The 20,783-nt window shown below is 46.4% G+C and carries 17 protein-coding genes; 2 read left to right on the forward strand and 15 right to left on the reverse strand.

Going from position 1 to position 20,783, the window contains the following annotated elements; translation table 11 throughout:
- Nucleotides 1–34 precede the first annotated feature (34 nt).
- From ACWGXJ_RS14195 to ACWGXJ_RS14240, 10 genes are all read right to left on the reverse strand, one after another.
- Nucleotides 35–949, reverse strand: coding sequence for an STM4011 family radical SAM protein (locus ACWGXJ_RS14195; protein WP_322171520.1), 915 nt, complete (start codon nucleotides 947–949; stop codon nucleotides 35–37).
- Nucleotides 946–2,364: an STM4012 family radical SAM protein gene (locus ACWGXJ_RS14200; RefSeq protein WP_452567015.1), complete on the reverse strand. Its 1,419-nt coding sequence runs from the start codon at nucleotides 2,362–2,364 to the stop codon at nucleotides 946–948. The genes ACWGXJ_RS14195 and ACWGXJ_RS14200 overlap by 4 nt, the downstream gene beginning before the upstream one ends.
- A 69-nt stretch (nucleotides 2,365–2,433) precedes the next feature.
- Nucleotides 2,434–3,216: an STM4013/SEN3800 family hydrolase gene (locus ACWGXJ_RS14205; RefSeq protein WP_061831587.1), complete on the reverse strand. Its 783-nt coding sequence runs from the start codon at nucleotides 3,214–3,216 to the stop codon at nucleotides 2,434–2,436.
- Nucleotides 3,209–4,549, reverse strand: a complete 1,341-nt coding sequence (locus ACWGXJ_RS14210) for an STM4014 family protein (protein WP_452567016.1) — start codon at nucleotides 4,547–4,549, stop codon at nucleotides 3,209–3,211. Before ACWGXJ_RS14210 ends, ACWGXJ_RS14205 begins: the two co-directional genes overlap by 8 nt.
- 65 nt (nucleotides 4,550–4,614) lie before the next feature.
- Nucleotides 4,615–5,457: an STM4015 family protein gene (locus tag ACWGXJ_RS14215; protein ID WP_165177102.1), complete on the reverse strand. Its 843-nt coding sequence runs from the start codon at nucleotides 5,455–5,457 to the stop codon at nucleotides 4,615–4,617.
- A 235-nt stretch (nucleotides 5,458–5,692) separates the two neighbouring features.
- Entirely contained in the window at nucleotides 5,693–7,159 is a 1,467-nt protein-coding gene (locus tag ACWGXJ_RS14220) for an efflux RND transporter periplasmic adaptor subunit (RefSeq protein WP_165177104.1), read from the reverse strand.
- Between the two features lie 69 nt (nucleotides 7,160–7,228).
- The gene (locus tag ACWGXJ_RS14225; RefSeq protein WP_235309639.1) at nucleotides 7,229–8,746 is read right to left on the reverse strand and encodes a DHA2 family efflux MFS transporter permease subunit; all 1,518 of its coding nucleotides are present in this window, start codon (nucleotides 8,744–8,746) and stop codon (nucleotides 7,229–7,231) included.
- 15 nt (nucleotides 8,747–8,761) lie between these two features.
- On the reverse strand, nucleotides 8,762–9,415 hold the full coding sequence (locus ACWGXJ_RS14230) for an HlyD family secretion protein (protein WP_061831582.1): 654 nt from the start codon (nucleotides 9,413–9,415) through the stop codon (nucleotides 8,762–8,764).
- Nucleotides 9,416–9,771: 356 nt separating this feature from the next.
- On the reverse strand, nucleotides 9,772–10,584 hold the full coding sequence (locus tag ACWGXJ_RS14235) for a hypothetical protein (RefSeq protein WP_452567017.1): 813 nt from the start codon (nucleotides 10,582–10,584) through the stop codon (nucleotides 9,772–9,774).
- A gap of 20 nt (nucleotides 10,585–10,604) precedes the next feature.
- A complete protein-coding gene (locus tag ACWGXJ_RS14240; RefSeq protein ID WP_069289771.1) occupies nucleotides 10,605–11,063 on the reverse strand; it encodes a flavodoxin in 459 nt (152 codons plus the stop codon).
- 499 nt (nucleotides 11,064–11,562) lie between these two features.
- Between ACWGXJ_RS14240 and ACWGXJ_RS14245 the strand changes: the two genes are divergently transcribed.
- Both ACWGXJ_RS14245 and ACWGXJ_RS14250 read left to right on the forward strand, forming a co-directional pair.
- A complete protein-coding gene (locus tag ACWGXJ_RS14245; protein ID WP_028540694.1) occupies nucleotides 11,563–12,426 on the forward strand; it encodes a class I SAM-dependent methyltransferase in 864 nt (287 codons plus the stop codon).
- A 9-nt stretch (nucleotides 12,427–12,435) separates the two neighbouring features.
- A complete protein-coding gene (locus tag ACWGXJ_RS14250; protein ID WP_452567018.1) occupies nucleotides 12,436–13,182 on the forward strand; it encodes an RluA family pseudouridine synthase in 747 nt (248 codons plus the stop codon).
- Between the two features lie 134 nt (nucleotides 13,183–13,316).
- On the opposite strand, the gene ACWGXJ_RS14255 is transcribed toward ACWGXJ_RS14250, so the two are convergent.
- From ACWGXJ_RS14255 to parE, 5 genes are all read right to left on the reverse strand, one after another.
- Nucleotides 13,317–14,819, reverse strand: coding sequence for a DHA2 family efflux MFS transporter permease subunit (locus tag ACWGXJ_RS14255; protein ID WP_442435923.1), 1,503 nt, complete (start codon nucleotides 14,817–14,819; stop codon nucleotides 13,317–13,319).
- On the reverse strand, nucleotides 14,803–15,288 hold the full coding sequence (locus ACWGXJ_RS14260) for a MarR family winged helix-turn-helix transcriptional regulator (protein ID WP_452567019.1): 486 nt from the start codon (nucleotides 15,286–15,288) through the stop codon (nucleotides 14,803–14,805). Before ACWGXJ_RS14260 ends, ACWGXJ_RS14255 begins: the two co-directional genes overlap by 17 nt.
- A 264-nt stretch (nucleotides 15,289–15,552) precedes the next feature.
- On the reverse strand, nucleotides 15,553–16,023 hold the full coding sequence (locus ACWGXJ_RS14265; protein WP_061831576.1) for a MarR family winged helix-turn-helix transcriptional regulator: 471 nt from the start codon (nucleotides 16,021–16,023) through the stop codon (nucleotides 15,553–15,555).
- A gap of 275 nt (nucleotides 16,024–16,298) precedes the next feature.
- Entirely contained in the window at nucleotides 16,299–18,761 is a 2,463-nt protein-coding gene (gyrA, locus tag ACWGXJ_RS14270) for a DNA gyrase subunit A (RefSeq protein WP_452567020.1), read from the reverse strand.
- 22 nt (nucleotides 18,762–18,783) lie between these two features.
- Nucleotides 18,784–20,763, reverse strand: a complete 1,980-nt coding sequence (parE, locus tag ACWGXJ_RS14275) for a DNA topoisomerase IV subunit B (protein ID WP_028540692.1) — start codon at nucleotides 20,761–20,763, stop codon at nucleotides 18,784–18,786.
- Nucleotides 20,764–20,783 lie beyond the last annotated feature (20 nt).

A 20,783-nucleotide genomic window follows, 5' to 3' on the forward strand; every position in this document is an offset into this window, starting at 1 on the left:
CATTACATTTAGACGCGGACGTACCTTGACCTTGTTATATGGATTCATTTGCTCTATGAATAGCCTGTCTGCTAAATGATGGAGCCGGAGATAGCTGTACCTGCGGCACCCTTTCGAGTAAGCCACTACCGTACATTTCCCGAAACGGCTGCTCCTCCATATGAATATAGCCGATATAGCAGCCGCATTCTTTCATCCGGCACGGACGTTTGCCACTCAGACCCTCAAGACCATCCCTGTATAAGTGTCCTAGCACCCGTCGATCCTGATAGCAGTGTTTTACTCTTCCGTCACCCTGGACATAAAATACATCTTCACCAGCGCGACATGCCTGCCCCTGACTGCTATAATCCTTTAAATTCCATTGAAAATAGGGGTCTATCGTAGTTAATTCAGCAACCTCAATATCTGTATAATAATGCGGTCGATCCTTGTAGGCGTTGATCCACAAATAAACATCCCTTGGAAGTTGCGATCGCAAGGAACGAATAGCCGGAAATGCCTGTCTTAACCCGACGGTACCGACACTATAGGAAATGCCAAGTTCATATAGCTTCATAGCCTGCGATATAAAAACTTGCTCTTTCGTCTCTCCAGGGTGATATGTAGCCCACAGCGCAGCAGTCTCCGGGTTCAGTTCTTGCGTCCAATCCAGCTTAGTCGATAGATTCGTCTGTACCGCCACTTTTTCCACATGCGCCATGTGGGAAAACTCAATCATGGTCTTGCGATACCAGGAATGAATCAAGGCTTCTCCATACGGATTAAAAAAAATAGAGAGACGATGCCCCAGAGCGCCCTGTTCTCGAACCCAATCGGCAAAACGTTCCAACTGGGCCCGATCCTTGTTCAATGTTTCCCGACTATCAACGTTTTTACTGAACGGGCAATAAGGGCAAGCATAGTTGCACGAGGTCAACGAACCACGATAATATAAGGTCGCTCTCATGCGCCTACATATCCTTCCATGCGCTCACGTACTGATGTGGAGATCATCCAGTCCCCAATCGCATCGGAATAGGCCATTCCTTCCTCTGTAAGTCGCAGCCTACCCTCCTCGACGACAGCCATACCGGATTCCAGCAGCAATGACATTCCCGTAAAATCGTCCGACAGGGATACATCGAAGCGCTCTGCATAGGCCGATAGCTCCAAACCTTCCCGATGAAGAAGCGCCTTTAAGATAAAGCGTCGCTTACTCTCATCCACATTTAAAATAAAGCCGTAGTCAGCCAGATCATGACGTTCCGCAGCAACATAATCTGCGATAATACTACGCGTAGCTGCTGCACTAACACCGTACCGGCTGGCATAGTGAACATTACGTGTATAGGATCGCGCACCACACCCCAGACCAGCCATACCTTCCTCCTGACAACTGTAGGGCAAAAGCTCTTTGCTGGATATACCATCATTTTTAGCAAAACGGCGCATGGAATATTGTACATATCCTGCCCGTTTGAGCCGTTCGCGCGCCACTTCATACAAGCTAAGACGAATATCATGTTCCAGCCCGGTATAGCCTGGCTTTAAAATCGTATTTTCTCGAATATATAGCGGATAAAGAAAAATTTCTCCTGGCGAGTAAGACAGTGCTTCCTCTAAAGAATACAGCCAGGTTTCCACCGTTTGACCAGGCAGGCCATAGATCAGATCCACGTTCAGCAATGGAAAGTTGTATTCCACCAGCCGCTCAAGTGCTTCTCTAACAAGTTTGGGCTTCTGAGGTCGGTAAATGGCGGCACTTTCTGATTCCACAAAGCTCTGAATTCCCATGCTGACACGATCTGTCCCGCGGCGCTTGAGCACCTCCAACCTATCCTCAGTCACAGTATCGGGAGAGGTTTCCACCGAAATAGAAGCTCGTTTAGGGTCCAGTCCCATTATATTTTCCGCTATGTCAAACAAACGCTCCACCAAAGGAGCCTCCAGTAAGGTTGGTGTACCGCCGCCGATCGCAAAACGCGAAAAAGGCCGACGGCCCATAATGGGTGCCCATTGCTTGGCTTGTCTTTCTAGCGCATCCACATACTCCTTATGTACATCCAGACGCTTGTCCGGCAAAGTGAAGAGGTTACAAAATCCACAGCGAGCCGCGCAAAACGGAATATGCATATACAAAAAATAGCTTTCTAACTCCTCCTTCTCCCACAGCTCCTGCAATGAGAGCGGTGTATCAAACGAACGATAGGCCGTTTTATGCGGGTAAGAGTACAGATAGGAGCGGTAGGGAGCTTCACGGATCGTGCGTGCCCATTCAGCAGGAGTTTCAGGCCACTGAAACCTAGAGGGTGCTAAGTTTGTGTCTATCTCCGGGGCTACCGCACCCGTTGGATGTGAGTGATTCAGATTCATGGCTTTCATTTCTGCTCCTTCCTCGCGCTGGATTGATTTCTTGATATTTTACTAGTGCAATCTATATTTCTATTTGCTTTATAATATAAATTCGCGGTAAGGCACATTCCAGACTACCTCATGCGCCAGACGATGTCCTTCATAGCCGTCTTCCCCATAAGCTGTACCATGATCGGAAAAAACCATGCAAAACGTCTTGCCCCGATTTCGTAAAGCATCAAACAAACGTCCAAGCTCACCATCCACATACCGCAAGGCTGCTCGTTGAGACTCCACTGAATCTTTAGCTGAGCCCTTCACAAAATAATGATTAGGCCCATGGATCGCTGATACATTCAGAAACAAAAACAAGCGCTGCGACGGGTCTGTATTCCCCAACAGTTTCAGAGCATGATTCACCTGATGCTCCGTCGAACGGGGGTTGGTAACGCCAAAGTTCATACGCCAGTAGCTTTCTTGGAAATACCCTGGCAGCACTTTGGCAAGCTTATTTTTCTTCGTGAAAAAAATAACGCCGCCGATACAGATGGTCCGATAACCTTCACCCTCTAGCCCGGACACAATATCCGGGGCATCGAACAGCCAGGTATGTGGATGCGTACGCAGTCCCGTATCCTTTGTGTGAAACAGACGGATATGTGAAGTCTTATCCGTATTCGCTGGAGTCGGCAAAAATCCGCCAAAAAAGGCATGATGTGCAGCATAGGTAAAGCTACCCGGTGTATGACGCTTTTCCCACGACCCGGAGCCGCACAAATTCGGACAGTTCTCTTCCTCCAACTTTGCTACATCATAACGCAGAGTATCAAGCGTAATCATGACAATATCATGAGAGCCGACAATTTGGTTCATATCAATCATATCTGTCTTTCCTTTCCGTACCCACGCTCCTATTAGCGAGGTGCTGCATTTCCCATTCATACGGATTCCAACCCTGATGCTCAACCCGGTACAGCAAATCACCGAACGGATTAACATCCAATACATAGGGACGACCGCCATGAGCCGGAACCAGCACATCCAGTCCAGCAACCATGGAGGCTGGAAAAACACTCATAGCGGCTTTCGCCGTATGCTGGATCGATTCCACCGTATTCTGTGGTAATCCGGCTTCCTTCAGCGAGAGCCGCTCATTACGCAAATGCAAATTCGTAATGGGGCTGTGGCTCAAACGTAAAACCGCATGGCAAGCTTCTGATCCGCACACGAGTTGGCGCACATCATAAACACGCCCGTTCAGGGTCGCTTTGGGAATCCAGCGCTCTACATGTACCCCTTCCAGGCATAGCCAGTTAAGGATAGCATGAATGTCCTGCTTATCCGTATAACGACGTAGTCGTCCGGCATTATAATACACGCGCTGTCCGCGTATGATTTCCGTTCCAATCGTGGTCACCGCCAGTTCCGCGTGTGTATGGGGATGTACCTGATAGGCCATGACACCAGAAGCACCAGACCCACAAAATATTTTCACAAATACGCGGTGAAACCCGCTCTCCTTTATTGCCGCGTGCAGATCGACAACATCATGAAATGCACCACCTGAAGATGCAAGCACTGGCGGGACTCTTATATCTGCCTTGCTTAAATCGGCGCTACAACGCCGTTTGTCGAACATCACGGCCACTTCCGCCGGATCGTTCATCCAGTATGACGAGGGCCAGAGCAGAGCCACTTCATCCCGCAGCCAGGCCAGCAGACGGCAATAGCCCCGGAACCATTGTGCCGGGTGCCAAATACGACCGTGCTGCTCCTGCAGACGTCGCGCTTCTGCCGCCGATATACTTGTGCCTTGTGTCCATTCGGGCCATGGCAACAGAGAATCGTCTCCCTCACCATCCGAGGCGCCAAGAGCAATCAACTCACGCTCTACCTCAAAGCTTTCGCCCGGTGCATCCAGACGAAGCAGCGGACCACTGTTCATCTGCCCCGCCAGTAACTGATCAATGCTCTCTTGCAGAAAGGAACTGCCATTCACGCTATCATGCGTAGCTCGCGCAGCTATTCGCGCCATCAGCTCTCTCAGACCTTGTTTCTGCCGAATAGCTTCCAGCACATTCTTATAGGAAACCTCCAGAGCGGGTGGAAGCATTAATCTGCTTCGCGCCTCCTGCAGCCCGGTAGTTCGACGATTCCCCGGATTACCGAACAAGATAAACGGCTCGCTGACATTACAGTCTGACATCTTAACCATAGAGCCGCCTCACTTTAGATCATTTTAATTTTGAAAACAGTCCGTTTTAAGTCCATTTGTACAAATTACTCAGTCAGTGATGGATAACGCCAATCATCTTCCTCATCCGCTTCTTGTTGATCTTCCACGTTCACAGATAGACCCGAGCTTTTCCAACGTTGCATCATTTCACTAGACATATAATGATAGCTCAAATCCAGATGCTTCAGCCCTTTTATACTTTCACTAGCCAGCAGCGCTTCTGCACCTTTATCAGACAACGTACCTTGTGAGAGATCCAGCACTTCCAGTTGTCCAATCACAGGGGCATTAGCTGCTGCAATTGCAATTTCATCCTGTATTTCACTATCTTTCAGTCCCAAGTATGTAAGTTTGGGGAAAGGATTGCTATTCAAAAACGGCAAAACATCTTTCAGGTTACCGTCAAAACCATAGTTATCGACACCCAAATACAGTTCCAGCTTGCGCAGTTCAGGCAGTTCTGCATTGTGTATTTGCTGAAGAACGCTCACAGGCAGGCCGCCACAAATAATAACCAATTCCTGAAGGTTGTTATGACGAAGTGGTTCCAGACTCAGGTCCTGGCTTCCTTTGATATGAAAGGACTCCAACGCTGGAAACGCTTCTAATAACGGGGATAGATTCGTCTGGTTAATCCATGAAACCTCACACTCATCATATTCCATATCACCAATAAACAGCTTGCGTAACTTAGGGAAATGATCTTTAAGCTTCACTAACACTGGGATGAAATCATCTGGTGAGCTCTCATAGGCTCCACCCCAATCTCCAATGATCAGATCCGTAACTTCCGCGCTCTCCGGCTTGGCTGCCAGTTCCTCAAGCAATTTAGCCATCGTTTGGCCATTCTCATAAGCTTCAAAATCCACTACCAATTTTACTTCCATCTTACAATTCCTCCGATCATTTATCTGAGAATGTAATAAAACTTGAAAACTATCTATTTCCAATTTAGTCTATCCTATTCTACCAATGTTCGTCAAAAATAGTCCTATATCGACATCAATCCTATGTAAAATGTGCTCAATGAAATCAAAACAAGACAGCCCACTAAGCAGGCTGTCTTGCGCATATGTCTATAATAAACTTCTACTATTATATAGTAGTAATTCTAGAACCAAATTATTGGCTAATTGTAATCGGTGAGTTATCGGACAGCAATGCCAGATTATTCACGATCACATTCTCCTCATTGCCCAAGCCACTGGTAACGAGTGTTTGTGAACCTGCCGTCTGAACAGTCTTCACTTCCTTACGTTTCGCATGGTCTCCGTTTACAACATATACATATTCTTTACCTTGATCCTTTTGAACTGCCGCAGTAGGAACCACAATGCCTTCTTGTGCATTGGCAGCGACAAAGCTGATATCAGCCAACATGCCGGATTTCAATTTTGTGTCTGGATTCGCAACTGAGATTTTTACAGGATAGCCTTTTCCACTTGCATCCAACGGGCTTACATTTTTAACTGTACCTGTTGTTACAATGTTGGACGCTGCAACACGAACCTGTACCTTGTCACCTACTTTTACATTGTTGATCTGTTCCGCTGGAACATAGATTAATGTATTGACCGTACTCAGATTCGCAATGACCAGCGCAGGAGATTGAGCGGATACCATTTCGCCCACTTCTGCATTTTTCGTACCCACAATACCATTAATCGGTGATGTAACAACGGTGTCATCCAATGCATCCTGAGCAATGTTTACATTCAGCTGAGCCTGCTTAAGAGATTGTTGGCTGGACTCGATGACCGCAGTATTTTGAGACACTTTGAGTTGGTTTTGCGCATTGCTGTAGCCACTATTGGCATTACTGTAGCTATTTTTTGCTGAATCATAGCTGTTGCGAGCTGTAGTCAAGGCCTTCTGCGCAGCTACCAACTGATCTTGTGCATTAGCCTGCGCATTTTGTGCATTATTGTAAGCCGCTTCCGCATTCACAACTGCTGTTTTGGCTTGTTCTAATTGTGCTTGAGTGCTCGCACCTGCATCAAATAGACTTTGTGTACGTGTTACATTCTTCTGTGCATCTGCCAAAGCTTGCTGCGTTTGTTTTACCGTATTGGCTGCCGAGGAGACACCATGTGTTGCTTGTTCTACGGCTGTAGTGGCTTGATTAATAGCCCCCTGTGCCTGATTGATTGCGCTTTGGGATTGAATCACGCCGCTCTTGGACTGCACTAAGCCCGAGTTTGCTTGAACCATCGTAGATTCGTGGGATGCTTGAGCGGTACTTACTCCGGCTGCTGCCGCAGCTGCTGCGGCGCGAGCTTTCGCAACATTATTCCGCATGTCTTTATCATCAAGCTTGAACAGTACTTGACCCTTTTTAACCTCGGAGCCAATATCCACAGGCAGCTCAACCACTTTACCGCCCACTTTAGGCACAATGTTCACCGTCTCCGAAGGTGTTACCGTTCCTGTATAAATATTTCCCTGTCCGATGATGCCTTGCTGTGCTTGGCTGATTTTAACCGGAACGACCATGTCCTGAGCCGCCCCGCTATTACTGGAGCAGCCTGCCAGCACTGCGCCGCCGAGCACTAAAGCCGCTAATGTACTTTCTACTCTCAATATTTTCATGATAATTCCCTTTCTTTCTGTCCGTGGAAATAATGTAAGTCATCCAGTCGATATTTTGTACTTCACTTATTAAGCTTCCGGCTGTGTCTTTGCTTTCTTCCTCTGAATAAACAAAAAGATGAGTGGAATTGTGCAAAACAGCGGTATGGATGAAATGAGGAACGTATCCCCAATTCCTCTTGATGTAGCATCCAGTGTGATTAAACTACTTATGGATGACATCCATGAGCTGCCCAATGTCGCTTGAAGCGCATGAGCCGAGTCTGGTGTAATGGACTCCGAAATTTGCTGGGCATGAGCAGCCGAACGGCTTTGCATAATGGCGGTTAACACCGCAATCGCCATAGATGCAGCCACAGTACGTACCAGATTGGACGCTGTAGACGCATTGGCTACCTTGCTCGGATGAACGGCATTCATGCCGACCGTGGACAATGGCATCATACAAATACCAATTCCCAGACCCCGTAATGCCATTACGGTTTCCAACCAGGCATGCGAAGTATCTGGCGTAAGCTGGTGAAGATGATAGGTCATAAAGCTGGTTAGCGTCAGGCCCACAAGTCCCAAAGGCACAATGCCGAACTTATCGAATAGCTTCCCGGCAATAGGCATCATAGCCGCCATGGCAATGGCCTGTGGAATGAGGATAATACCGGTATCAATCGGTGACACACGCTGGATATTTTGCAAAAACAACGGTGTTAGGAACGTTCCTCCGTACATCCCCATCATGACCAGACTAGAGGCAATAACACTAATCGTATACTTTGAATTCTTGAATAATGAGATTTCAATTACAGCATTATCCTTGCCGCTTTCTACATAGATCAGAAAAACAAGTGCCCAGAAAGCAATAAACAGCAGGGATACAATTCCAAAAGAAGTCCAGCCATCACGCTGGCCGTTTGTCAATGCGTACAAGAGTGTTCCGGCACAAGTTGCCGCCAGCAAAAAGCCCGGTAGATCAAACGGCTTCGGCTCTACTTTAGGCGGTTCTTTGATTAGAAGAATAACCATTAAAATTGCAAATAAAGCAACTGGCACACTGACAATAAACAAGAATCGCCAGTTAAACCACTCAATTAAATATCCGCTGAGCGTAGGCCCTACAGCCGGCGCTGCCATTGCGGCGATCCCCCATATACCAAGGGACATACCGATTTGTTCACGCGGCATAATTTTGTAAATAATCGTCATACTCAGCGGCATAATAACACCACCGCCCAGACCAGCCAGCACCCGTGCTGCGATCAGGGAAGAATCACTCCATGCAAAAATACATATTCCCGTTCCCAGCGAAAATACGCTGAGCGCAAGAATCAAAAACTTTTTGTATCCGAGGCGCTGCTCCATATATCCGGTAATCGGTACGATTACACCAGATGCAAGCGTGTAACCTGTAATAACCCACTGAATACGTGTCGTCGTAGATCCTAAATCTGTCGTCAATCTAGGAATGGCGACATTGATCAGACTGTTGTTCAGAATGGCGACAAAGGCGCCTAAAACGATAGCAAAAAAGGCAAGCCAGCGTTCTTTGGAAGAATCTGTCGAAGGAGCAGCAGCAATATCATTGGCAGCCACATGGACCCCTCCTTTTTAAGGTGTATGAATTTTTACTTCCACGTTCGTTCCAGGAATAAGCTTCAGATCCTTCGGCTTGTTCACAGCAATCTCTACAGGCACACGCTGAGTCACCTTGTTAAAGTTACCACTTGTGTTCACTGCAGGAACGAGTGAGAACACGGCGTTGGAGGCTTCGCCCACTTTACGAACTTTCCCCTGAATCACCTGGTCACCTGCTGCATCAAGCGTAATATCAACAAGCTGTCCTGGTTTAATACGGTTAATATCAGTTTCTTCAATATTCGTAGATACGTACAAGCTGTTCATATCCACCATAGTTGCAACAGCACTACCCGGCGATCCGATTTCATGCTCTTTCGAATAAATCTTAATGACGGTTCCGTTGATCGGCGCGCGCAGTACGGACTTGCTGATCATGCTCGCATCCAGCCCCGATACATCCTGCTCGGCAATCGGTTCATTACGCTGAACAACATCTCCTTCTTCCACATCAATGTGGCTAATTTCTCCAGAGATTTGCGGCATTACCTTATATTGATCAGCTTGAATGCGCGCATCGTCACTTTTAACAAAGTGTGTTGCTTGATACCAATAATAGTAGCCAATAGCTCCACCGCTCAGAATGAGCAGTACAATGAGGATTGGCAATACAGTTTTCTTACTCACTTCTTCCACCCCTGTTGTCCAAAAAATTTTTATTATTCAACGCTAATATTTTAAAATTGAAATATTAGGCCATTAAACCAAATAGAGAACGTAAATAAACACATGGCAACATTCCATGCAAAAGACAGGACTATCTTATGTACATAGGACAATTTGATCCATGGTCCACAAACCGCTTTTTATATTTAAATATTTTCATATAACTATTGTACATTGAAATATTATAGATATATTTATCTATTCAGGCAACATAAATTTTCAGTTTTTTCATAATTTTTTTTCATAAAAAAGAACCTTGTTTCCAAGGCTCTTTCACGAAAAGGGATAGTTTACAATTAAAGGGTTACACAGTAACGTTAAGAGAAAGGCGTAGGTACAGCTGACCGTTGTTTGCAGTTTTTCGCCTCCTGCCCTTCCTTCGTGTTCTTATTCATTCTGTTTCCCTGAGAAACTTGCTCCCCTATGCACCCCCCGCAACGGCAGCGTTCTGCCGTCCCATGTACATCCTCTTGGGAATCCCGTAATAGCCGTACGTAATCCAGAGATTGCTGTAAAGAAGCAGGTCCCGGAATGAAACGGACCTTCTTGCCTTCCAGTAGACAGTATACCTCAATAAGCTGAGGAAGAGCTCCAAATGCATAATAACAAAATACATTTGTCATATGTTGGAATGTACTGACAACGTTAGGATTATAGTCAACGATATACTTTTGAATGAGCAGGGAATCTGCTTCTGCTGATAGTTGCCAAGCAGCCTGAACAATAAGCGAAATATTGACCTCTAACTCAGGCACAGACGTACAAAATTGTTCATACAGCATCACAGGCACCATCAAGTCATTATTTAAGCCACAAATTTTTGACAACTCACCTGACACTTTATTTTTGACATCCCAATAATGGAACAAAGATTCAAAGCTGTCTGACTGCTTGGGCCACCATTTCTCCAGCACATACTGGACAGGGACTTCCCGCCGTACCTTTACTTCCATTCCAAAGTATTCGTTAAGCGCATGCCCTACTGCATATTGAACCCGTTGCCGCCAATTCCAGCCCTCACGCCCTCTTTTCCTCTGTGATTGACGGATTGGCTGTGGAGTTCTCCACATCTCCTCCAGCTGATAGTCGTGCAGAAGAGGAAAGCCGCTTAAGCTATCGCTATTGCGCATACCTATCCCTCACTCTCTTCTCAGGACACTTCAATACCAGCCTGTGCAAATTGTCTTCCGTAAGCTCGGCAATTCTCCTTGTCATCATCCAATGGATTGAATTCAATCTTCAGACTCTCTTGAATGACCGATGCACCGCGTTCTTTGACTTTTTCCTCTACCAAGTCCACTGCGCCACAGAATTGCGTATAAGATGTATCTCCACTGCCAAATACTGCGGTCTTTTTACCAGACAAATCAAGTTCGTCTAGTTCCTCGTAAAAATCCAAAAATTCATCAGGAAGCTCACCATCTCCCCATGTATATACACCCAGTAGGAACCCGTCATATGCAAGCAGTTCTTGCGCGCTGCAATCATACGAAGCCTTCAACTCCGCCTCATGCCCTGCCTGACGAACACCCTCGGCGATTAATTCCGCAATTTCCTCTGTATTACCGGTCAAACTGGCATAAGCAATCATGATTTTACCCAAGTTCATCCCTCACCTTTATTTGAAATATGGGATGCTTTCACTCCCTGTTACTCAAATAATATTTGATAATGATTCTCATTGTCAAATATTAATTTCAAAACTAGCTTTAATCTTGGGGAGATATACGCAAAACAGCCGCATTACATGCGACTGTTGGCTGATAAACTCTATGGATAAGCACATTAAATTAGAGCCTTGTTTAATTAAGTAGAATTTCAGCTGTGTTGATAAAAAATATTATGTACGTACAATTCAATCCATTTTTCATTATTTTAATAAAAAAACGGATTGTTGTACGTACAAGTGGGATTGATTCCATTTTAATATGGAAGCGCTATAATTACAAGTACATCCGAGAAAAAATATTTTAGACCATTTGACTACTTACTTATTTATGTAATCATTCGATTGTTGCTGAGGTTTGTTGTACAATAGACTCCATATGGGGATTTCTGTGCAGCTTGCTGCCTGAATCCTGAATTGACTGCTGAAGGATGGATTGTACATGTATGTAGCACAAGAGTGGAAAGACTATGAAGTAATGGATACAGGCGGTGGTGAAAAACTGGAACGTTGGGGTGATATTGTCCTGCGTCGTCCCGATCCGCAAATCATATGGCCTTTGGCCCAGGAAACAGCCGAATGGCGTAATGTTCATGGGCATTATCACCGCAGTTCCTCCGGTGGCGGCAACTGGGATATGAAAAAACCTATCCCCGAGCGCTGGACAATTAGCTATGGACCGCTTAAATTCCACATTAAACCGACCAGTTTCAAGCATACCGGTCTTTTTCCGGAGCAAGCAGCGAACTGGAGCTGGATGATGGATAAAATCAAAGGCGCAGGCAGACCGATATCCGTACTGAACCTGTTTGCATACACGGGTGGAGCCACTACTGCTGCTGCGTATGCTGGAGCCAGTGTAGTTCACGTGGATGCCGCCAAAGGCATGGTACAGTGGGCAAAGGAAAACGTTCAATTGTCCGGTCTGGCTGACCGTCCGGTACGCTTCATTACGGATGACGTATTCAAGTTCGTGCAACGGGAACAACGTCGGGGCAACCGTTATGATGCCATTATCATGGACCCTCCTTCTTACGGACGCGGACCGAACGGAGAAACTTGGAAGCTTGAAGAAAGCTTATACCCGTTTCTCGAATCCTGCATGAGCATCATTTCGGATCAACCGCTGTTCATGCTGATTAACTCCTATACTACAGGTATTTCGCCTACTGTATTGCGCAACATGCTGAGCATGACCATGCAACAAAAGTACGGCGGACAAATTAGCGCTGGTGAAATCGGATTGCCGATCACACGCTCGGGATTGAATTTGCCTTGTGGTATTCTCGGACGCTGGGAGGCTTAAATTCCTCTTATGACTCAAAATGAACTTACCCGGCATGAGCATGCACAGCCGAACATTCCTGTCCTATATGAGGACAATCATGTTTTGGCAGTTGTAAAGCCTGTCAATGTTCCAACACAAGAGGATGCCAGTGGTGATCCTGATCTGTTGTCTTTACTCAAGGAAGATCTAAAAATCAGACACAATAAGCCTGGTAACGTTTTTTTGGGCTTAGTTCACAGACTGGATCGGCCTGTAGGTGGGGCCATGATTTTTGCTAAGACGTCCAAAGCTGCTTCTCGCCTGTCAGAGTCGGTACGAAGTCGTCATTTTCACAAACTGTATACCGCAGTTCTTAATGGCGTTCCGACGGACCCACAGGGCCGTCTAACCCATTACTTGCTAAAGGATAGCCGAACCAACACGGTCCAAACGGTTCGGCCTGGCACAGCTGGTGCGAAAGAAGCCATTTTGGAATACTACGTGATCGGACAAGCAGATGGACTCAGTCTCGTACAGATTAAGTTGCACACCGGACGCTCACACCAAATTCGTGTGCAAATGCAGGCGATCGGCTGTCCCCTCTACGGTGACCAAAAATATGGCAGTCATCTGAGCCGACCCGGTCAACAGCTGGCGCTCTGGTCCTTACTCGCTGGAGCACCGCATCCGGTTAGCAAGGACGATATGATATTTCACTCGTTACCTCCTGTCCAATTTCCATGGAATGAATGGCCAAGGTCGCTTTATGAGAATATGATTACGTCTGAAATTTGAATCGGAAAGCCCTGCTCTATCTGAATATCGATCTTCGACCCCATTTGCACAAAGAACCTGCAACGCATGTGAACAAACATGCATTCCAGGTTCTTTTTTTGCAGAAAATTAAATTAATACGTCATCTCATCCTTTTATGACGAGGAAGCCACGGACTGCCCCTTCTTGCTGTTTACCAGCTGTTGACGGGGATGGGCGTTTTGTGCATTCGTATTTTTGATGAAAAATGCTAAAATCAGAGCGGCCACACTCAATGCTGTTGCAATGATAAAAGCCGAATTAATCCCATAAATCGTGGCTTGATTACCTGCAGCCAGCATCCCCGCTTTATCCGTCACGCTTAGTCCCTCAGACGTAACAATCGATGTCAAGCGGTTGCTGCTTTGTGTGGACATCACTGTCACCAGAATTGCTGTCCCAATCGAGCCGGAAATCATACGCAGCGTGTTACTCATTGCCGTACCATGTGCATTCAATCGTTGCGGAAGCTGATTCAACCCGGCCGTTTGGATCGGCATCATCAGCAACGACATCCCGAACATCCGCACCGTATAATTAATTAACAGTGTCATATAGGTGGTTGTTTCGGTCAACCTTGTAAATTCCCAAGTCGTTATAGCCATGATCAGCAAGCCAATTACAGACAACCAGCGTGCTCCGATTCGGTCAAAAATAGCCCCCGTTACAGGAGACATGAGCCCCATCAGAATCGCTCCCGGTAACATCAGCATACCGGACTGGAGCGGTGTAAAACCCCGAATATTTTGCAAATAAATCGGAAGCAATATCATACCGGCGTACAAAGCCATCGTCACAATCACATTAATGATTGTCGTCAAGCTGTATACATCGTATTTAAAGATACGGAACTCCAGCATAGGCTCATCTGCCTTCAGTTGGCGAACAATAAACAAAATAAGCGCAATTGTCCCAACGATAAGCGTAGACAGGACTGGAATACTTCCCCAACCTGATGTTCCTGCATCACTAAAGCCGTATAACAGTCCACCGAAACCGAGCGTAGACAAAATGATGCCGGGAATGTCCAGCTTTGGCTTGGACTGCTCCGTTACATTTTTCAGAAAAATAAATCCGATCACAATTGAAATTACTGATATCGGCAGGATGATCCAGAACAATACCCGCCAGTCATAATGCTGTACTATATAACCGGATAAGGTTGGCCCAATGGCTGGAGCAAAACCCATTGCAATCCCCAGGGTCCCCATCGCCCGGCCACGACGCTCTATTGGGTAGATGTTCAAGATAACGACCATCATTAAGGGCATCATGATACCTGCCCCCGCGGCCTGAATAAGCCGACCGATCAGCAATATGCTGAAGCTTGGCGCTATAGCACATAACAGCGTGCCGATTGAAAAAATAGTCATCGCGCTAATAAACAATTTACGAGTGGAGAAACGGGCAATCAAGAACGCGGTCACCGGGATCAATACCCCATTCACGAGCATAAAGCCCGTGCTGAGCCACTGAGCTATATTGGCATCTATATTCAGATCACTCATCATTTTCGGTAAAGCCACACTGATCAACGTCTGATTTAATATCGCTACAATCGCGCCAATCAACAGAGCGGCCACAATGGGTGCTCTGCGTACATTACCTGGTAGTGTCATTTGAGGACTGCTCAAGTTGATTCATTCCCTTCGGTGTTAATTTCATGATCATTTGTTTATGGATATCCAGGACCATCTCTAGCTGCTCCTTCGAGATGTCCAGAATGGGCAAGACTCGCTCCATCCACATGGCGTCTACTTTTTGCATGATATCTTTTCCTTCCGGCGTAAGCGTCAACACTAAGGATCTACGGTCATGCTCATGCCGTCCGCGAGCAATATATCCCGCCTTGGTCAAGCGGTCAACCACCCCACTCATAGAGCTGCTTCCCACATGCGCTATGTCTGCCAACTCGGATAACCCGATGTTGGGGCGTTTATTCAGAATTGCCAAAGCCATATGCTGAATGGCCGTCAGATCCAAATGCTGCTCCTCATTCCAGAAGGCATAAAATATCGTTTTGTTAACCTCCCTTACCGATTGAATAATCCGGTACACCTCAAGTCTGTCTTCCTCTCTGTCACTCACTGAAACCATCCTTCTTTCTAATACCCAATTCACAATCCATATACATAAACAAGCAACTATTTGTATACGAATTGTTATTTATTTATAACTATTATTTTATCATCTCTTATGTAAATGTCAACATTCACCCAAATATCACCTTTACTTCAACATAAAAAAGCGCGGTATGAATACCACGATAGGTATTTACATCCGCGCACTCCTATTTGCCTTAAATTGATAATCTGCTGCGTACAGCTACTTTTCATGTAGCCACCATTCTAGTTATTCTGCTCGCTCTATTGGTTCCTTTACTCCCTCAGTCTCACTTGCCGATACTGAAGTCTTCGCCTTCGTTGTAATTTTCCCCAACAAATAAACCAGCAAATTTTGATTGTGCTGAGAAATTCGGTTTAGTGCAGAACCCAGAAAATCATCCCGTATTCGTAATCCACGCTCTACTTCTTCTCTCCCTTGATCCGAAATGACAATCCATACAATTCTACGGTCTTTTACGTCTCTGAAACGGGTGACCAGTCGATTCCGTTCCATCCGATCCAGCAGCATCGTAACCGCGGCTGGTGTGGTGGCGAGATATGGGATTAGTTGAGACGGTTTCATACGGCCGTATTCGTTCAAAACCTCTAGCACCGTAAGTTGAGCTTCGGTTAGTGATGGAGCCAGCTGCTGCTCCATATGAACCTTATAATCCTTAGCCATTCTGGACCAGATTTTCGCAAATTCGGTCGTTTGCATTTTGCCTCACTCCTTTAAATAACAGGGTCAGTAAAAGCATCAAAGTTACCGTATGGGCCACCGTCCGGATTGTATTTCATCACATTAAATTTTCGCCATTCAGCCCTGGTTTCCTGCCGTTTTTGGAGCACGAAATGAAAAGGGGAAGGAAGTCTCACCTCGGTTTTGAAGGCTGGTCAGGGTTCGACAGCATGACGGCAAAAAGGTCCTCATTCGTGCCGGAATGGCACGAGAGAACCTCTCTTTTTCGAGCTAATAAGCGCTTGACTTTCCTATTATTCTATGGACTGAGAAGCTTGCGGCTCACTACGCAGCAGCACATTCACAATTTCGTCCTTCTTCTCCACTGGAGCCAGCAGCTTGCCCGTATCCTTTCGGTCGGTCAAAGGAGCCTTTTCCGAAAGGAAGGACATCGTTTCTCCTTCTGCTGTGATTGCAAATAATTGAACAGCTTCACGGCAATAGAAGGCAGCCACGATTCGAGTTCCATTCGAACGTACTCGTTTGCCTTCCTTGAACTCAAAGGTGGTGATACCTTTGCCGCCTCTTCCCTGTGTAGGATAATCCAGCAGAAGCGTACGCTTACCATAACCGGACTCGGTCAGCACCAACACTTCTCCTTCATCCTCTTCTACCCATAACGCCGCGATAATTTCATCGCCTTCTGCTAGCTGTATACCTTTGACACCAGCCGAGACGCGACCCATCGCATTAACCTCTTGCTCCTTGAAGCGTATACTCATACCCGCGCGGGTAATCAGCATAATATCCCGGGTACCCTCGCTTAACGTTACCGATAATACCTCATCGTCCCCTGCTACTTTGCAGGCGGCTACGGCACTAGAACGTTTTGTAGCATATTCTTTTAATTCTGTACGCTTTACTTGGCCCTTCTTTGTTACAAATACTAGACTTTTGCCGATTTCCTCGATGTTTTTGAGCGGAATAACACTTACGATACGATCTTCCTTCGATAACGGAATGACGTTGACAATGGGTGTGCCCGGCTCTTTCCACTTATACTCTGGCACCTGATGTACAGGCAGTAAAAAATATTGTCCGCGCTGGGTGAAGACGAGCAATACATCCAGCGTATTCACATCAAGCAATTGGGTAACGTAATCCCCTTCTTTAACACCAGAACTTGAACGTTCCCCGCCTGAACGAGTGAATGACAACATACTTGTACGTTTCACATAGCCATCTTTCGAGAGTGTCAGCAGTACATCCTCTGCTCCCACCATGACTTCCAGGTTCACCTTAATCTCTTCTACCTCGCCCTGGATATCTGAACGACGGTCAATGCCGTACTTTTCGCGAATTTCCAAAAGTTCCTTGCGAATCAGACTGATCAGCTTGCGATCACTTTCCAGAATAGAACGATATTGCGCGATTTTTTTCTGGATATCACCCAGTTCTTTTTCAAGCGTGGTGATTTCCAGATTGGTGAGACGGTACAACTGCAAGGTCAAAATAGAATCTGCCTGCCGTTCGCTAAAACCAAACATCCATTGCAAATTATTTTGTGCGTCCTGACGATTTTTGGAAGCTTTAATGGCTGCGATGACCTCATCCAGAATGTTCAGTGCTTTGACCAAACCTTCCAGCACATGGGCACGATCCTCTGCCTTTTCCAGTTCATACTGGATACGGTGAGTGACAACTTCGCGTTGATGGGCGATATACGCTTCCAAAATGGACTTCAGCCCAAGCTGATGTGGCGCCTTGTTCACAATGGCTACCATGTTGAAGTTATATGCCACCTGTAGGTCGGTTTTTTTCAGCAAATAAGCCAAAATCCCTTCCGCATCAGCTTCCTTCTTCAGCTCTACAACAATGCGCAAACCATTTCGTCCACTTTCGTCACGAACCTCGGCAATCCCTTCCACCTTTTTCTCCAGACGGATATTTTCCATGGCGGTTACGAGCCTTGATTTGACGATCTGGTATGGGATTTCGGTAATGACCAGCTGCTGCTTGCCTCCGCGCAAAGACTGAATTTCCGTTTTGGAACGAATATAAATGCGTCCTTTTCCCGTGCGGTAAGCGTCCTTGATGCCTTCGCCACCCATAATGAGTCCGCCCGTCGGGAAATCAGGACCTTTAATAAAGGTCATAATCTCTTCCAGCTCAATCTCCGGCTTTTCCATCACCGCAATGCTGGCATCAATAACTTCGCGTAAACTATGTGTAGGGATCTCTGTCGCAAATCCTGCCGAGATCCCACTGGAACCGTTCACCAACAAATTTGGATAACGAGACGGCAACACAACAGGCTCTTTGGCCGAGTTATCAAAATTGTCCTTGAACAAAACCGTACGCTTTTCAATATCGCGCAGCATTTCCATTGCGATCGGAGACAAGCGAGCCTCCGTATAACGCATAGCTGCCGCCGGATCATCATCCTGAGAGCCCCAGTTACCGTGACCATCCACAAGCACGTGACTCATTTTCCAAGGCTGCGCCATCCGTACCATGCCGTCGTAAATCGACGAGTCACCGTGGGGGTGGTAATTACCCATAACGTCCCCAACGGTTTTGGCTGATTTACGATATGCTTTATCCGGCGTATTGCCCGAATCGTACATTGCATACAGAATACGACGTTGTACGGGTTTTAATCCATCTCGTACATCGGGTATCGCCCGATCCTGAATAATATATTTGGAATATCGGCCAAAGCGGTCACCGACCACTTCCTCCAGAAAAGCTGGCAAAAACTGCTCCGATAAGCTCATGTATACACCTCTTTTGATAGCACTACTCTACGTATTCCGTGAAATCTACGTTTTCCACGATCCAGCGCTTGCGCGGATCCACCTTATCACCCATCAAAGTGGACACCCTGCGTTCAGCCTTGGCTGCATCCTCTATCTGAACGCGTAACAAGGTGCGTGAATCGGGATTCATCGTTGTTTCCCATAACTGATCAGGGTTCATTTCCCCAAGTCCTTTATAGCGCTGAAGCTCAAAATTTCGTCCAAATTCTTTTAGATAATTATCAAGCTGCTCGTCAGTCCAAGCATAACGCACCGTTTCGAGCTTACCCGACTTTCGAGTTATTTTATACAATGGCGGTTGAGCAATAAATATGCGTCCTGCATCAATAAGCTCTTTCATGTACCGATAAAAGAACGTCAACAACAGTACTTGAATGTGCGCACCATCTGTATCTGCATCGGTCATAATGATGATTTTGGAATAATTGCTGTCTTCCAGCGAAAACTCTGTTCCTACCCCCGCACCAATAGCTGCTGTAATAGCACGGTACTCATCATTCTTCATAATATCCGCCAGTTTGGATTTTTCCGGATTCATCGGCTTGCCCTTTAGCGGCAATATGGCCTGAATTTTGGAATCCCGTCCCTGCTTGGCTGATCCTCCAGCCGAATCGCCTTCCACAATAAACAACTCATTACGTGTAAAATCCTTGGACTGCGCAGGCGACAGTTTACCATTCAAATTGGAACTTTCACTGCGCTTTTTGCCGGAACGCATCTCATCCCGAGCTTTACGTGCAGCTTCACGCGCTCTGGATGCTTGAACTGCCTTCTTGATCAAAGTTTGTGCTATCTGCGGATTTTCTTCCAAAAAACGCTGCATCTGCTCAGATACGATGGCATCCACTGTACTCCGTGCCGAAGCGCTACCCAGCTGATCCTTTGTCTGGCCGACAAATTCAACTTCAGCCATCTTGACACTGATTACAGCCATCATGCCCTCACGTAGATCGTTGCCCTCCAAGTTTTTATCCTTTTCTTTCAACATCACCGTTTTGCGCGCATAGTCGTTCATGACACGAGTGTAAGCGGTTTTGAATCCCGTTTCATGCGTGCCTCCGCCACGTGTCGGAATGGAGTTAACGAACGAAGCAATCGTCTCTGTATAACCCGCATTGTACTGGATGGCAATCTCTACTTCAATGTCTTCTTTCTCGGCATTAAAGTGAATAACGTCATGCAGCACATCCTTGCCCTCATTCAGAAAAGCAACAAACTGACTTGCGCCACCCTCATAAAAATACTCATCTGACTTTCCGCTGCGTTCGTCTTTAAGTTGAATACGAAGGCCCGAATTTAGAAAAGCAATTTCCTGAAGGCGCTCAGCCAACGTATCGTAGTTAAAATGAATGCCTGCCTGAAAAACACGAATATCCGGTTTAAATGTAATTTTCGAGCCCGTCTTGTTAGTATTGCCCAGCACTTCAAGGCCTGTGGTCGGTTCTCCGACATGCTCCACGCCCTTCTTGTCCTGCCAATATTCAAACCGCTGACGGTGAATCTTGCCGTCCCGGTAAATTTCTACTTCAAGCCATTCCGAAAGAGCGTTCGTTACAGACGCACCTACACCATGCAGACCCCCGGACTTTTTATATCCCGAACCGCCAAACTTACCTCCGGCGTGCAAAATGGTGAATACAACCTGAGGCGTAGGAATTCCCGTTTTGTGCATTCCTGTAGGAATACCGCGCCCGTTGTCTGATACTGTAACGGAACCGTCCTTATGCATTGTAATATCAATGCGAGAGCAAAACTTGGCGAGATGTTCATCCACCGCGTTGTCTACAATTTCCCATACCAAATGATGCAGTCCCGAAGAACTGGTGCTCCCGATGTACATGCCCGGCCGTTTGCGAACTGCCACAAGCCCTTCGAGCACTTGAATGTCGTCCGCGCCATATTCTGAAGCTCCGCTTTGTGTGCCGGACACTCCCGCAGACAAGTCGATTTTGTCGACCATTCATGCTCCCCCTTTGTCTA

The organism is Paenibacillus sp. S33, from assembly GCF_053615415.1.

Bases quoted from the DNA above. Each gene is read 5' to 3' on its own strand.
- ACWGXJ_RS14195 (WP_322171520.1), bottom strand. From the start codon at position 949: ATGAGAGCGACCTTATATTATCGTGGTTCGTTGACCTCGTGCAACTAT.
- ACWGXJ_RS14200 (WP_452567015.1), bottom strand. From the start codon at position 2,364: ATGAAAGCCATGAATCTGAATCACTCACATCCAACGGGTGCGGTAGCC.
- ACWGXJ_RS14205 (WP_061831587.1), bottom strand. From the start codon at position 3,216: ATGATTGATATGAACCAAATTGTCGGCTCTCATGATATTGTCATGATT.
- ACWGXJ_RS14210 (WP_452567016.1), bottom strand. From the start codon at position 4,549: ATGGTTAAGATGTCAGACTGTAATGTCAGCGAGCCGTTTATCTTGTTC.
- ACWGXJ_RS14215 (WP_165177102.1), bottom strand. From the start codon at position 5,457: ATGGAAGTAAAATTGGTAGTGGATTTTGAAGCTTATGAGAATGGCCAA.
- ACWGXJ_RS14220 (WP_165177104.1), bottom strand. From the start codon at position 7,159: ATGAAAATATTGAGAGTAGAAAGTACATTAGCGGCTTTAGTGCTCGGC.
- ACWGXJ_RS14235 (WP_452567017.1), bottom strand. From the start codon at position 10,584: ATGCGCAATAGCGATAGCTTAAGCGGCTTTCCTCTTCTGCACGACTAT.
- ACWGXJ_RS14240 (WP_069289771.1), bottom strand. From the start codon at position 11,063: ATGAACTTGGGTAAAATCATGATTGCTTATGCCAGTTTGACCGGTAAT.
- ACWGXJ_RS14245 (WP_028540694.1), top strand. From the start codon at position 11,563: ATGTATGTAGCACAAGAGTGGAAAGACTATGAAGTAATGGATACAGGC.
- ACWGXJ_RS14250 (WP_452567018.1), top strand. From the start codon at position 12,436: ATGACTCAAAATGAACTTACCCGGCATGAGCATGCACAGCCGAACATT.
- ACWGXJ_RS14255 (WP_442435923.1), bottom strand. From the start codon at position 14,819: ATGACACTACCAGGTAATGTACGCAGAGCACCCATTGTGGCCGCTCTG.
- ACWGXJ_RS14265 (WP_061831576.1), bottom strand. From the start codon at position 16,023: ATGCAAACGACCGAATTTGCGAAAATCTGGTCCAGAATGGCTAAGGAT.
- gyrA (WP_452567020.1), bottom strand. From the start codon at position 18,761: ATGAGCTTATCGGAGCAGTTTTTGCCAGCTTTTCTGGAGGAAGTGGTC.
- parE (WP_028540692.1), bottom strand. From the start codon at position 20,763: ATGGTCGACAAAATCGACTTGTCTGCGGGAGTGTCCGGCACACAAAGC.